Source organism: Synechococcus sp. MU1643 (genome assembly GCF_020514095.1).
Classification (GTDB): domain Bacteria; phylum Cyanobacteriota; class Cyanobacteriia; order PCC-6307; family Cyanobiaceae; genus Parasynechococcus.
This window is the reverse complement of the sequence record NZ_VTKY01000001.1, coordinates 162,013-175,087: the sequence shown is the minus strand read 5'-3', so window position 1 is coordinate 175,087 and position 13,075 is coordinate 162,013. Positions and strand designations below refer to the sequence as shown.

General features: G+C 60.9%; 18 protein-coding genes. 8 read left to right on the top strand and 10 right to left on the bottom strand.

Annotation, left to right across the window (positions count from 1 at the left end; all coding sequences use genetic code 11):
• Nucleotides 1–2: 2 nt before the first annotated feature.
• From FZX09_RS01040 to FZX09_RS01030, 3 genes are read right to left on the bottom strand one after another with little or no spacing between them, the layout of a single operon-like run.
• Nucleotides 3–764 (bottom strand): metallophosphoesterase, encoded by a 762-nt coding sequence (locus FZX09_RS01040; protein ID WP_226399241.1) that lies wholly within the window; start codon nucleotides 762–764, stop codon nucleotides 3–5.
• Nucleotides 742–975 (bottom strand): TIGR02450 family Trp-rich protein, encoded by a 234-nt coding sequence (locus FZX09_RS01035; protein ID WP_226399240.1) that lies wholly within the window; start codon nucleotides 973–975, stop codon nucleotides 742–744. Before FZX09_RS01035 ends, FZX09_RS01040 begins: the two co-directional genes overlap by 23 nt.
• The gene (locus tag FZX09_RS01030; protein ID WP_226399239.1) at nucleotides 975–1,241 is read right to left on the bottom strand and encodes a DUF3764 family protein; all 267 of its coding nucleotides are present in this window, start codon (nucleotides 1,239–1,241) and stop codon (nucleotides 975–977) included. The genes FZX09_RS01035 and FZX09_RS01030 overlap by 1 nt, the downstream gene beginning before the upstream one ends.
• 146 nt (nucleotides 1,242–1,387) lie before the next feature.
• Here FZX09_RS01030 and FZX09_RS01025 point away from each other — a divergent pair, with 146 nt between their 5' ends.
• Nucleotides 1,388–1,843 carry a Fur family transcriptional regulator gene (locus FZX09_RS01025; RefSeq protein WP_226399238.1) on the top strand — a complete coding sequence of 152 codons (456 nt, stop codon included), beginning with the start codon at nucleotides 1,388–1,390 and terminating at the stop codon, nucleotides 1,841–1,843.
• A 15-nt stretch (nucleotides 1,844–1,858) separates the two neighbouring features.
• Here FZX09_RS01025 and FZX09_RS01020 read toward each other — a convergent pair whose 3' ends face one another.
• From FZX09_RS01020 to stpA, 5 genes are all read right to left on the bottom strand, one after another.
• Nucleotides 1,859–2,059, bottom strand: coding sequence for a hypothetical protein (locus tag FZX09_RS01020; RefSeq protein WP_226399237.1), 201 nt, complete (start codon nucleotides 2,057–2,059; stop codon nucleotides 1,859–1,861).
• 104 nt (nucleotides 2,060–2,163) lie between these two features.
• The gene (locus tag FZX09_RS01015; protein ID WP_226399236.1) at nucleotides 2,164–2,559 is read right to left on the bottom strand and encodes a hypothetical protein; all 396 of its coding nucleotides are present in this window, start codon (nucleotides 2,557–2,559) and stop codon (nucleotides 2,164–2,166) included.
• Nucleotides 2,560–2,562: 3 nt separating this feature from the next.
• Entirely contained in the window at nucleotides 2,563–2,784 is a 222-nt protein-coding gene (locus FZX09_RS01010; RefSeq protein ID WP_226399235.1) for a DUF3721 domain-containing protein, read from the bottom strand.
• 42 nt (nucleotides 2,785–2,826) lie between these two features.
• Nucleotides 2,827–3,771 (bottom strand): arsenosugar biosynthesis radical SAM (seleno)protein ArsS, encoded by a 945-nt coding sequence (gene arsS, locus FZX09_RS01005; RefSeq protein ID WP_226399234.1) that lies wholly within the window; start codon nucleotides 3,769–3,771, stop codon nucleotides 2,827–2,829.
• Nucleotides 3,772–3,855: 84 nt separating this feature from the next.
• Nucleotides 3,856–5,064, bottom strand: a complete 1,209-nt coding sequence (gene stpA / locus FZX09_RS01000) for a glucosylglycerol 3-phosphatase (protein WP_226399233.1) — start codon at nucleotides 5,062–5,064, stop codon at nucleotides 3,856–3,858.
• A gap of 178 nt (nucleotides 5,065–5,242) precedes the next feature.
• On the opposite strand from stpA, the gene FZX09_RS00995 reads away from it, so the two are divergent.
• Nucleotides 5,243–6,547, top strand: coding sequence for a Rieske 2Fe-2S domain-containing protein (locus FZX09_RS00995; protein ID WP_226400306.1), 1,305 nt, complete (start codon nucleotides 5,243–5,245; stop codon nucleotides 6,545–6,547).
• Here FZX09_RS00995 and FZX09_RS00990 read toward each other — a convergent pair whose 3' ends face one another.
• Nucleotides 6,548–6,745: a hypothetical protein gene (locus FZX09_RS00990; RefSeq protein ID WP_226399232.1), complete on the bottom strand. Its 198-nt coding sequence runs from the start codon at nucleotides 6,743–6,745 to the stop codon at nucleotides 6,548–6,550.
• A complete protein-coding gene (locus FZX09_RS00985; RefSeq protein WP_226399231.1) occupies nucleotides 6,742–6,954 on the bottom strand; it encodes a hypothetical protein in 213 nt (70 codons plus the stop codon). The genes FZX09_RS00990 and FZX09_RS00985 overlap by 4 nt, the downstream gene beginning before the upstream one ends.
• A 299-nt stretch (nucleotides 6,955–7,253) precedes the next feature.
• Between FZX09_RS00985 and FZX09_RS00980 the strand changes: the two genes are divergently transcribed.
• The 6 genes from FZX09_RS00980 to FZX09_RS00955 all read left to right on the top strand — a co-directional run bounded on the left by FZX09_RS00980 (nucleotide 7,254) and on the right by FZX09_RS00955 (nucleotide 13,057).
• A complete protein-coding gene (locus FZX09_RS00980; protein ID WP_226399230.1) occupies nucleotides 7,254–7,817 on the top strand; it encodes a glutathione S-transferase family protein in 564 nt (187 codons plus the stop codon).
• A gap of 218 nt (nucleotides 7,818–8,035) precedes the next feature.
• A complete protein-coding gene (locus FZX09_RS00975) occupies nucleotides 8,036–9,550 on the top strand; it encodes a hypothetical protein (protein WP_226399229.1) in 1,515 nt (504 codons plus the stop codon).
• A gap of 82 nt (nucleotides 9,551–9,632) precedes the next feature.
• Complete coding sequence (locus tag FZX09_RS00970; RefSeq protein WP_226399228.1) at nucleotides 9,633–10,751, top strand: phosphotransferase enzyme family protein; 1,119 nt, start codon at nucleotides 9,633–9,635, stop codon at nucleotides 10,749–10,751.
• Nucleotide 10,752: 1 nt separating this feature from the next.
• Nucleotides 10,753–11,328: a DOMON-like domain-containing protein gene (locus FZX09_RS00965; protein ID WP_226399227.1), complete on the top strand. Its 576-nt coding sequence runs from the start codon at nucleotides 10,753–10,755 to the stop codon at nucleotides 11,326–11,328.
• A gap of 39 nt (nucleotides 11,329–11,367) precedes the next feature.
• The gene (locus FZX09_RS00960) at nucleotides 11,368–12,342 is read left to right on the top strand and encodes a transglycosylase SLT domain-containing protein (protein WP_226399226.1); all 975 of its coding nucleotides are present in this window, start codon (nucleotides 11,368–11,370) and stop codon (nucleotides 12,340–12,342) included.
• Between the two features lie 43 nt (nucleotides 12,343–12,385).
• Nucleotides 12,386–13,057 (top strand): hypothetical protein, encoded by a 672-nt coding sequence (locus tag FZX09_RS00955; protein WP_226399225.1) that lies wholly within the window; start codon nucleotides 12,386–12,388, stop codon nucleotides 13,055–13,057.
• Nucleotides 13,058–13,075: the final 18 nt, after the last annotated feature.

Below are 13,075 nucleotides of genomic sequence, written 5' to 3'. Positions count from 1 at the left end.
GCTCAGACACTGCTCCAGCGCAGCACTTGGTGTTGAACGTTTCCCTCAGGCGTCACCTCGAGCAGCCTTCCCCCAGGATCATCGGCACGACCCAGGGGGCAGGGCTGCACCGCTTTGAAACTGCTGAGCGTGGAGGGGCATCCAAGCAGCAATACGTCAGGCCGCGTTGCCCAGGAGCCCTGCCAATGCTGATGGATGTGTCCAAAGAGCACCACCTGCAGGGCCCGATGGGGACGCAACAGCTCCTCAAGACAAGCCTGATCGAGGAGCCGGATCGCATCCATGCCGGCATCACCGATGGCGATCGGTGGATGATGAAGAGCGACCACCAGGGGCAGATCACGGCGCTCAGAACACTGCAGGCGCTGCGCCAGCCAACGAAGCTGAAGCGGGCCGAGCTCGCCGGCAGCTGAACCCACCCGATGGCTGCTCAGCAGCAGCACTCTCACGCCCTGCACCAGCAAATCAGCGGGAGCTATTGCCCACGTCCTGCCCAGCACAGCATCCAGAAGCAGCGGGTGATCGTGATTGCCGGGCAGCAGAGCAACCGGGCAGCGCACGTGTTGGCTTAAAGCCCGCCGCAGCCGGACATAACCACCCCAGCTTTCGTCCTGGCAAAGGTCCCCCGTCACCAGCACCAAATCGGGGTTCATGGCGCCACCAACCTGAAGAGCTCGCTCAAAGTGAGCAAGGGCCGGCCGTCTCCGCACCGGCCCCTGATCAGCGGCTACCAGGTGTGGGTCACTGAGTTGAAGAATCCTCATCGCTCTTAGGGATGGACTGCCAGCCGCTGCTCCAGCGGGTTGGATCCTTGAGCTCACTCCAGAGAACCCGTTCGCGATGCGACGGAGCCAGCACAGCCTCCAACTCGACCCATCGCTGCGGACCACTTCCCCCTTGCGTGATCAGCTCGAAGTGGCGGTAACCGGAAACCGGGCTTTGGCTGGTCCAGGCCCGAGCAGGACGCCAGGCCATCAGCTGTCGACGAAAACCTGACTCACGGTGCTTTCAATCACATGTCCTGAAGCGGCGATCGTGTCAGTGTTGTCGGAGATGAATTGCTCCATCACCCCGGGAGCGGCTTGCATCACCGCGCAGACCTTGCTGGGGTCGTCCTTGCTGACTCCCCGGTAAAGGGAGGTGATGCCAGCGATTTTCTGAAGCGGCAGGGATGCGTCATAGGTGGCGACCCATTCAGCAAATGACTTGGTGATGGTAAAGGTGAGGACGTGGGTTTCCATCGACCAGAACGACAGCGCCGGCGGACGCTATCACCAACATTCATCTTTCTCATCGGCAACCGATGGGATCCGACCAGGGTCCTGATCCTGAGGGCGAGACAGGACTCTCATTAAGGCCTAGTCTTGAGAATGAGCGAGGAGAAGCTGTGACATCGTCCTCCGCACCTGCCGCCACGGACATCACCCTGCAGCAGGGGCTGCATCAGGACGGGCGCCGCCTGACCCCGCAACGCAAACGGGTTCTTGAGCTGTTCGAACGCATTGGGTCGGGCTACCACCTCAGTGCCGAAGAGGTGCACCAGCAGCTGGCAGCACTTGAGATGAAGGTGTCTCTGGCAACCGTGTATCGCACCCTGCGCTTGCTGGCCGACATGGGTCTGCTCCAGGAGCTGGAGCTCAGTGAAGGGGGTCGACGCTTCGAGCTTGCCGTTGACGATCACCGCCAACATCACCATGTGGTGTGCATCCGCTGCGGCCGCACCGAGGAATTCGAAAGTGAACCCGTGCTGGCAGCAGGAGCTACTGCCGCCGCCCATGTTGGTTTTCAGTTGATTGAGGCGAGCCTGAACGTGCGCGCGATCTGCCCCAAATGTCAGGGGTAGATCGCAACACCTGAATCATTCGGCGCGAAATTCCTTGTCGTAGAGATCAGCCACCAAAAGGTCAATCAGCTGCACAGACACCAGTTCTTTTTCGCGTCTCAAGGTGTTCAGCAAGATCTGAACCTGGCGGTGATGCATCAACGACACTTCACCCATTTCCAACCATCGGGCACTGAGCAGGGTTTGAAGACGTTGGCGTGGCGACGATGGTGACATCAGATGCGCCCTGTTTCGCACACTGAAGCCAACACCAGGGCCACTGAAAAGGCGTGAGCAACAGAAGTCTTCCGAAGCTTTTGTGAAGCAAGCGAGCGGGCTGCTTACTGAGGATGCTCGTTGCAGGGCATCCAGTAGCGATCGCCCATGCGATGCACACCCTCACAACCCAATTGGCGAGCCTGTTCCTCTGCCTCGGCGCGACTGGGATAGGCCAGATAGCGGGGATTGGTGGTGGAGCGAATCTGAATCAACCCCATGCTCATCGGGCCGGCGGTGATCACCCCCATGGTGTTCACACCGACAGCTACCAATCCCATCCCGACGATGGCGGCATTGATTACGCCCATCGCCACCACACCAATCGAAACCACACCCATCGGGACCACGCCGATGCAGATCACCCCCATCGGCACGATGCCGATGGAGATGGTGCCGAGGGGAGCCACCCCGATCGCGATCCGCTTCGGCTTGCTGCCGCAGTGCCCTCCTTCAGTCATGAATCAGTGAGCCCCGTGGTGGTCTGCATCACCGTGCTTGTCGCAGACCATCCACATCTCACCCATCTGGTGAGCACCCGTGCAGCCAAAGCCTGGGGCCGCCGCCACGGCTTCAGCCTGTGTCTTGAACATCGCCTGCTTGGGCTTGCCATGGGATCCGGCCAAGGCCGTTGTCGCCGTGAGCATCAATGCGACCACAGCACAACAAATGCGTTGCATCGGCATGGCCTCATTACACATCCACCCACTATGCCCATAACGCGCAAATCAGCCCTGAAGCGCGCCGCCACAACTTGACCCGGCGCCAGCGGTGCAGCCAAAACAATGCCCCCCCGTGTGGATGGGCTGATCCATCGGAACGGTCTCAAGGCAGATCAGATCGCGAAGGTGACGGACCTCCCCGGGGCAGGGCAGGCCGAGCTGCTGATTGAAATCGCAGTCGTAGAGATAGCCCTGCCAATCCACACTGATCAGCTGACGGCACATCACAGCCCCCAGATTGTCCGGATTGTGTGCGTCCTCCAGAAGTGTCTGATAGCGCTGCAAGTCGCCACTGCGTTCCAGTTGCTTGGCGAAACGTTGAATGGGCATGTTCGCCAACGTCAGTAGACGATCGAAGCGAATTCCCAACCCGCCCAGGGCGTTCTTGTAATCCGCCTCCAAGGCCTGCTGAGGAGGAGGCAGAACCGGACCCAGCGGGTTGTAGACGAGATCCAGCTGCCGGCTTGGATCGCCCGTTCCATAGCCCAGGGCATTGAGCTGTCGCAGCCCGCTGATGCTGCGCTCAAACACGCCATCGCCCCTCTGTTGGTCTACGTTCTCGGCGCTGTAGCAGGGCAAGGAGGCCGTGATGCAAACCCCCTGCTCCGCCAGGAATTCAGCCAGATCTTCCTGGCGGGGTTCACTGAGGATCGTGAGATTGCAGCGGTCAATCACGGTGGTGCCGCGGGAGCGCGCCTGACGCACCAACGCGCGAAAGCTGGGGTGCAACTCCGGTGCTCCCCCCGTGAGATCGAGGCAGGAGATTGAATGCCGTTCAAGGATTTGCGGAATCAACGCCAGCAGATCCGCTGACATCATCTCGGTGCGGGTGGGCCCTGCATTGACATGACAATGGGCACAGCTTTGGTTGCAGCGGTAGCCGAGATTGACCTGCAACGTTGTGAGCTGTCCGCGCTTCAGGTGCGGGAAAACGCTCTCTACGACAGTCACCGGCTCACTTCGAATGAGGCTGATTCTTCCAGACAGAACGCATCAAGGCGGGAGAAACGGATACCACAGCGGCAGAGCAGCTGATCAACCCACACGGCGACGATCAGAGAGCTGACGGAACCAGGCGATGTACTGCTCCGGGCCGTCAGGCATGAGGGCGTCAATCCGCAGGGGGTCCTCCGGATCGGTGATGCCTTGCAATGTCCCATCGGCATGACTGGGGCGATCCACTTCTCCATGACTGCTGTCGACGAGAACAACACGATTGGGTTGACCGCACCAGGCACCAAGGTCCTGCAGCAGGTTGAGGAAACCGCGGTCACTCCCCCCACGCATCCAGCCCGTGCCATCAACCGATGCAGTGGATGTGACCGTGTCGCCCACCCCCACCAACAACGGCATCCGCTCTGCGGGGATGCGCTGCTTCACCAAAGCCAACAGCTCCTCGGGATCGTGGGGAGCCGTTCTCACATTGAACGTCTCACCCAAGGGAGATTCACCCCAACGGCGCTGGATGTGCTGATTGAGCAGCACCAGAAGTCCGGCCTCCTTGATGGACCCGGTGAGCATGAATTGGATGTCGGTGGTTCCCACATCTCCGGCAGCAGCGGGCTTGAGCCGTTCCTGGCCTTGCGCATCACGGCCCAGGTTGGGAGCCACATGCAGGAAGAACGATTCCTCCAGTCCCTGATCAGCAGCCTCAGCAAGCAGCTGATGCATCAGCTCCGACAGCATCAACTGCAGGGCCTGCTGATCGGTGACATCAGCGGGGACGAGCGCAAAAATCCCGTTGAGATTGATGGTCGGTGAGACCTGGGTGTCCAACACCGCGGCTTTGGCCACCACAGCCAGATCATCAACACCCAGCTGCGGCAGCAGAGCAGGCAATCGCTCCATCAGCAGAGCTTCCATCCGGGTGGGGGCTGCAGCGAGGAAATCCATTTCCGCCGGCGAGACGCCGGGGTGGCTCAGGTCGCCAAAGCGATCCTGCAGCTGCACCCCTCCAGCCGCCAGGCCTGGCAGATAACAGCCCTCGCGTTTGGGGAGATCGGGATCCCCCAGGGCCTGCTCCACGAGGCGGTTCACCCCGCGCCGGCCTTCGTGCTCACCATTGGTCAACACAGCGAATTGGCCATCCAGAGCGGCGACCGTGTCCACATAGGACGGATCCATGCGCCGCGTCAGTGGATCCTTCACCAGTTGCATACAGACACCATCCAGGTCCTGCACGATCAGCAGGTCTTCAGCACCGGAGAGCTCCTGCAGCAACTGATCGGGCGTCAAACGGGGCATGGAGGTTCAGGGAGGTCACTGCAGCCGAAGGCTCAGCGCTGCAATTTCGTCGCGCCACTCATTAGTTCCAAACCACTGAGAAGTCCAGTGGGGAAGGAAGGCAAAACCGCTGATGGCAAGAGAAACACCGCAGCCAGGCCATCCGGCTAGCGAACATGACGGCCTTGATGCTCCTGCCATGCACCCCACCTGGACCGAACAGTGGTGGCCGATCAGCTATGTGCAGGACCTCGACCCCAAACAGCCGAGTCGGTTCACACTGCTGGAGCGGGATCTGGTGATCTGGTGGGATCGCGCCGAATCGAGTTGGCGCGTCTTCCCTGACGTCTGCCCCCACCGTCTGGTCCCCCTCAGCGAAGGGCGGATCAACGAGGAAGGATTGCTCGAATGCCCTTACCACGGCTGGAGTTTCGACGGCAGCGGCCAGTGCCAGCGCGTGCCACAGGCCCTCGACAACACCCAGCCCAACAACCGTCGGTCCCGCTGCGCCAGCCTGCCGACAGCCACGGGGCAGGGGCTGCTGTTCGTCTGGATGGGTGCCCCCGATGCCTCCCACCCCAGTCAGCTCCCCCTGGTGCCGGCACTGGAGGACAACCCCGACAGCTGGACGGTGCAAGACACCTTCCGGGACCTCCCGATGGACGCCGTGACCCTGCTGGAGAACGTGCTGGATGTGAGTCACGTTCCCTTCACCCATCACAAGACCGTTGGCAAACGGGAGAACGCTGCACCCGTGGAGGCCACGATCACGGGGGAAGACGCCAAGGGCTTCACGGCCTACTGGGACGAGGGGCCGCGTCGGGGCAAGCTCGGCGCCCAATCCACCAGCTTTCATGCACCGCAACTGATGTGGCATGACCTCACCGCCAAGGGCTTCGGGCGGATCCTCACGGTGGTGTACGCCGTGCCGATTCGCCGTGGCGAATGCCGCCTTTTCGCCCGCTTCCCCTTCCAGTTCCAATCCGCCATCCCCCGCCTGCTGATCGGATTGCGTCCCCGCTGGTTGCAGCACATCGGCAATCACAAGGTGTTGGAGGACGATCAGGTGTTCTTGCACTGGCAGGAACGGGTGGTGGAGCGAGCCGGAGGTAGCCCCACCGTAAAACGCAGTTTTTTCATGCCCACGACGGCCGACGTCTACGTGGCGGCGCTGCATCGCTGGTTGAATGCCAACGGCGGCGAGCCCTTTGCAGGACAACAGCTACCTCCGAGGCAAACCACTACGGCGCTGATGGATCGGTACGCCAGCCACACCATCCATTGCCGCAGCTGCTCGACGGCGCTTGCGCGGATTCGCGCTGGCCGACCCTGGGCCTGGGCCCTGCTCTGGGGATCCGCCGTTCTTGTGGGCATCCAGCAGGGCAACACTTGGAGCAGCATCGGCTTGGTGAGCGCCGCACTCTCGGCCTTGGCACTGCGGCAACTCAACCGTTGGGAGCTGGGCCTGACCATCGGCAACGGCCAGGCCCCACGCAACCGCTGATCAGGGCATCGGAACCGGAAGCAAAGACGGCTTCACCTTGCCCTCAATATCGACCTTGCCGCCGATCGTGATTTTCTTGTCGACAGAAACGTCGGCTCGCACAGCCAGTGGATCATCAGCCGTGACAGACACCTTGCATGCCACCCCGCTGACCCGTGCATCGGCATTCACCGACACAGTCCCCGCAATCGATTTCACCGATACAGGGCCTTCAATCGCCGGGGCGCATCGCCGCCGATGGTCACCTGCTCCTGCACCACGACCGGCAAAGGGGTGACGGAGCGGATGGTGACACTGGGCGGGAGCACCAACTTGTCGACCTGCAATCCACCCTGAATCGCGATGGGGATGGGGATGGGCCGACTCAACAGCCTGGCGGCCGTGACCGCCAGAACAAGGCTGGACAAAACAACCGCCGCAGGCCAGCGGTACGCCCCCAGCAGATCACGGCTGGTAGCAATGGTTTAAGCGCATTACAGCATGTTGAACCGGGCCTGCCCGTAAAGACACCTGCACAGCCGCCCCAGACTGTTATCAAACAGATGTTTCTTGCAATCCCACGGAACAGATTTGCACGCAAAATTTCCAGCACAACGGGATCGCCATCAAGGCATCCAACATTGACATCAATACTGAGCAGAGCATTCGCAGCGCAACAGCACTATTTGATCCCGAGAGATAGCATGAATATTATCAAAAATCAGTGATGACGCTTTATCTCTACGGCGGCCCCAAGACCCGTGTTTCGATGCCGAAATGGTACATGGCAGAAAAGGGAATTTCCTACGAATACGTCAACATTGATCTAGCCGCTCGTCAAAATCTTGCAACGAGCTTCTTAGAGGTGAATCCTTTCGGCAAGTTGCCCGCCCTCAAAGACGACAGCAATGGTTTGGTGCTTTTTGAGTCGGGGGCGATTCTTCAGTACCTCTCCGAGAACTACGCTAACGAGATCAAAGACCTCGCAACACGCGCCTCCATCAGCCAGTGGATTCTTTTCGCCAACTCCACACTGGCGATCGCTTTGTTCGTTCCATCGAACAAAGAGCGGGAGTTTCCGAGACTGATGGCGACCCTGAATGACCTCTATTCAAAAAAGCATTATTTATTAGGTGACCACTGGACAGCCGCCGATTGTGCAGTCAACGCATACTTGGGCTACCTCCCTATTTTTTATCCCAACGAAGATCTCTCGGCTTATCCAGAAATCCAGGCCCTCAATGAGCGAACAAGATCCAACCCGAATTACAGAATGATCATGGGCCTTTGAGTCATTCAATTGCTATTTTTTTTTACGCTTAGTTCCTTCATTCAATCTTCCACCTTGGCAGATGCTTTGCAGGCCTCCAAAACGATCTGCAGCCATTAAGAGTGGTTGAGTTGAGTCAGTTCAGAGCACGCGTTTGGGCGAAACCCCGCATCACCCAAGGGAATGGCGTCTGTTTGCGGTGAGCAGTCTCATCGGCAACGCTGCTTAGTCTTGCCGGCATGCGCAATTCCTTCTTCGATCAGAGCCTTGACGCCGGCGCAATCCGCCGGCGCGTGCAGGAGCTCTCGACCGGCAAGGTGGGGTTCTTCAGCGTCGGGCTCTATCCCGCCTCGCTGGCCTACAACTGCGCCATGCAGAACGCCAAAGGGCGTCTGCTGCTGGCCCCTCGCCCTGGCCGGGACCTCCTGGGAGCGTTCCCCAAAGAGACGATTGCAACGATGGACGATGAGCATGTGGAGACCGTGCTCAACATGGGCGGTCACCGCAGCAGCGGTGACCTGGTCGCCAACACCTTGAGTGATCTGATCGAGAGTTGTGAGCTCGTGGTGCTCAGCGCCAACAGCAATCACATCGAAGAAGACCTCCAGGAAGCCTGTCGCCTGCGGAAGGAGCTCAATCGGAAACAGGTGGTGCTGGCCTGCCTGGCGGGATCCTTCAGCCATGACCCGATCAGCAACAGCGCCTATGTGCTGTGTGAACAAGAACCGGAGCTCGCTTTCTTCTCCGGCTTCCACCGCCATGGAGCGCTACGCAACCCCTTCGACAGCTTCACGGCCAACTTCTGTCATCCCAATGCCCTGACAGCCATGTTGGGGGCCCAACTGATGGATCAACTGTCCCCGAACATCCAGGTCTCCGCCGGTGTTCACAACGTGGAGGGACAGTTCATCAAAGCCGCCAAAAACATGGCCTCGGTGTTCGCCGGCTTCGGCTACGGCTTCCATCAGGACAACCCCGGGGTGTTGCCAACGCTGCTGACCCTGCTGCTGAACCAGTGCCTGGACCAGGCAGCCACCGTGTCGATGGCACGCCCCGACCGCCAACGGCTCTACCACCGTCAGCCCTTTCCCCTGACGGAACTGGGCTATGCCGTGCCGAGGATCGAATCCACCCTGGTACGCGATGGCGACTTCGAGCGGGTGCGGGACCACACCTTCAGCCAGCTCACCGCAATGGTGGCAGATGTGCGCGGCAGCATGATGCGGCCGGTCTCCGGCAGCCCCACCCGCAACTTCCAGGCCGGGCAAGTAATGGCCGAAGCTATGCGGGATCAGGGCCGCTGCCCCCATTCCATGGAGGAGTTGGAACAGTGGTGTGAAGCCGCAGGGCTGCGCAAAGGCGGCCTGGAGGGCCTCAAATCCTTGCGGTACTGGCCTCAGATCGCCCGCAAGTACGCCATCCCGGCGAACGACGCCTCCATGGTGAACCTGCTGTACATGGCGATCTACGGGCGGGCAGGCGTGAAGGAAACCGCCTACCGGGTCATGACCGAAAGCCGGGAACTCTCCAACTACTGCCAGGAATCCGTGCGACCCAGCCACAGCCGTCGCTACGCCGAAGCGCTTCAGAACCTCGATGTGCCCAAAGCCCTGGAGCTTGTGGTGAATGCCGTGATTGCCGACAACGCCAATCAAGCCATGGGCAGCAAGATGGCTCTGGACGAGAACGGTGAGACCGGGGTGCCGGCCTACTTGGAGTTAATGGATGTGATCGAAAGCCAGCTCGAGGCCTGAGTCGGCTGTAGTTCTGCACACCTGAACGGGGCAGAGCACCAGAACAGCGGCAAGGTGCAGTCTGAGACCCATGCGACCGTTCATGACCGAGGCCCTGGAAGCCATCGCCGATCGCTTCCATCCTCGCGAGGGGATTAAAGCCATTCGATCCCTTGGTTCAGGCAACGTCAACGAAACCTTCCTCGTGACCCACGAGGGACAGGGCGGAGCCTTCGTCATGCAACGCATGAACACAAATGTGTTCGATCGGCCTGACCTGGTGATGCAGAACCTGAAGGCCCTGGGCGATCACATGGAACGCCGTCTCGCCTCTCCACCCCCACAACTGAAGGGGAGGCGCTGGGAAGTGCCCAGGGTCGTTCCCTGTCGGCGAGAGGCCTCCCCCTGGATCGAACAGAACGGAGAGTTCTGGCGCTCCATCACCTACATCGGCGCAGCGACCACCAGCGATGTCATCCGGGACAGTGCCCACGCCCAGGAAGTGGGGTACGGGCTGGGAATGTTCCACCACCTGATCAGCGATCTGCCCACCGATCAACTGGCGGACACCCTCGAAAATTTCCACGTCACGCCGGCCTACCTCCAACACTTCGATGCCGTCGCCAGGGCCTCAGACCGACTGGGGCCTTCTGAACGTGACGCCTGCGCCTTCATCGAAGCGCGTCGCCAGAGCGTCGATGTTCTGGAAGCAGCCCTCGCCCGCGACGAACTCCATCACCGGCCCATCCACGGAGACCCGAAGATCAACAACGTGATGATCGATGAGGCCAGCGGCCAGGCGATCGGCTTGATCGATCTGGACACCGTCAAACCGGGGCTCGTTCACTACGACATCGGCGACTGTGTGCGCTCCTGCTGCAATCCAGCCGGTGAGGAAACCCTCTGCCTCAACGATGTGCGCTTCGACATGGAGCTCTGTGAGGCGATCCTCACCGGCTACCTATCCGTGGCTGGTGGTTTCCTGAGTGACTGGGACCTGCACTATCTGCCCCACTGCATCCGCCTGATCCCCATGGAGCTTGGCCTGCGCTTTCTGACGGATCATTTGGAGGGCGATGTGTATTTCCGCTGCGATCGACCCGGGCACAACCTGCAACGGGCCCTGGTGCAGTTCCGACTGACCGAAGCGGTTGAGCAGCAGTTCAACGCACTGGAGCAACTGGTTGCGCGGCTGAAGCAGCAGGAAAGCCCAAGCCTCTGAGATGGCGCGTTCAGCCGTGATGCTGCGTCAGGCCTGCCGCCTGATTCCCTTTGAACGGTCCATTTCACCGGGGGTCCAGATCAGCGCCGAGCTGGTGTGGAGGCGCGAGGGTTGGCTGGAACTCAGCTATGGGATTCTGGCCCGCGCGGCCAAGGGCATCGACGTCCTGAAGCTGCCGGTGGGACTGAACGATGGGCCCCAACAGGGGCAGCGCAAAGATGAGCTCTGGACCACCACCTGCTTCGAGGCATTCATCGCTGCCCCTGGAGAGCAGCGCTACTGGGAAGTGAATCTGGCTGCCAATGGCGATTGGGCGGTCTATCGCTTCGATGGCTACCGCAGTGGCCAAACTCAGCAGGAGCTGAGCATGCCCCCAACGGTGCGACTGCAACGCGGGGTGCACCAACTGCGGCTCGACGCCCGGATCGCGTTGGAGCCCTGGTGGACACCAGGCGTCTGTCCAGACCTGGCACTGACGGCTGTAATGGACCGCGGGCAGGAGGGTCTGAGCCATTGGGCCCTCAGCCACGGCCGCAAGGCGGACTTTCACGACCGCAGCACCTTTCTTTCAGCCTGAACCGCACCGGTAGGGTCAGCACAGCGCCCCTGCCTCACCATGCGCAGCCGCAATGTGCTGGTTGTCTCGGCCATCACGGCAAGCCTGCTGACTGGGCTTTTGCTGAAACCAAAACAGCCGCAGGCTGAAGCCGAAGCGGTGGTTCCCAAGCCAGTGGTGATGGCACCAGTGCTGCTTCCGGCCCAAGCCAGCCAACCGACAACGAAAGGCGGCCGTCAGTACCCCCTTGTGCCAGCGGAGTCAGCCGAGCTGGCAGCACTGCTGGTTGCTGTTGAACAGGCTCTAAGGGATCCCGCCACACCGGCCGAGGCACTGCCCGATCTCGGCCATCAACAGCAGGTGATCTACCGGGTCTTATCGACAGACGAACCCAGATCTCAGCAGGTCGTGAAGGCGTTACCCCCGCGCTGGCGCAGCGTGGCCGAACGCCACCTGGCGGCACGGCGCGAATTCGTTCGCATGAGCCGCGGCCGTGGGCCGACGATGCTCCCCGCCTGGCGGATCATTCAGCCCGAACCGGCGGCGGATCTGCTCAGCTATTACCGCAAGGCCGAGGCGGCGACAAGGATCGAATGGGAGGTATTGGCGGCCGTGAATCTGGTTGAAACGGGCATGGGTCGCATCGATGGCATCTCCGTAGCCAATGCCCAGGGCCCGATGCAGTTCCTACCTACCACCTGGGCTGAACCTGGGATTGGCGCCGGGGACATCCGCGATCCCAACGACGCCATCCAGGCAGCAGCGCGCTACCTGGTCAGGCGGGGCGGACTGCAGGACATTCGCCGCGGCCTCTGGGGCTACAACAACAGCGATTACTACGGCCGCGCCGTACTGCTCTATGCCTCACTGATGAAAGAGGACCCCACGGCCTACACCGGTTTGTATCACTGGGAAATCCACTTCAATGCTGCAGACGGCGATCTTTGGCTGCCGGTGGGTTACAACCAACCACAGCGCATCTCGGTTGAGAAGCATCTGCAGGACAACCCCGCCAGCAGATCACCAAACCGGTGAGCATCGACACCTACGCTGAGACCTGGCGTGATCCAGGAAGCGGGTGTCCAAGGAAACCTCCCATCGCGGTGATGAACTGAAGGGTCTCGGCTGGTCCGAGGCTGATGTGGCTCGCTACGTCGAGCTCTGGGAATACCGGCAGCGCTGGGGAGCCATGAATTTGGAGCGGGAGGATCGCCTGTTCCTGCGCAAAGCCGAAAAAGCTCTGCCAGCGATTGTGACTGGACGGGCCGCCGCCAAGAAGCCAATCAAAGACAAGACCTACTACCGCTGGCTGCGCTTCCATCTCGATGCGATGACCGAAGCCGAAGCGGAAATGGGCCTAGGCGACGGTGAACGCGGAGCATGGCCTGTGCTGCTGGAGGCCGAACTCCGTCTGCTCGACCATTACGAGCCCGTGCTCGGCTTGCCCGACACGTTGAGGGCTAAAGCCCTCAGCCCCTTGCGTGAAAAGCTCACCGCTCAAGTGGCCTCCCTCGGCAACACCAAGGCCTACGACTTCCAGGCGCCCCTGATTGCGCTGAAAGCGGAAGACAGCAGCAACCGCTGGAAGCACCTACGCGAGGTGGACGCCAGTGATCGCACCTATCCCCTGCTCAGCTCAGATGGCGTGGCTGGATTCCGCAGCGAAGCGCACCGCGACATCCAGGCCTTGATCCGCAGCACATTCCCCTCTTTGGCGGAAACCGACAAACCCGAGCTCTCTGACGACTAGAACTGGGGCAGTGGCCCC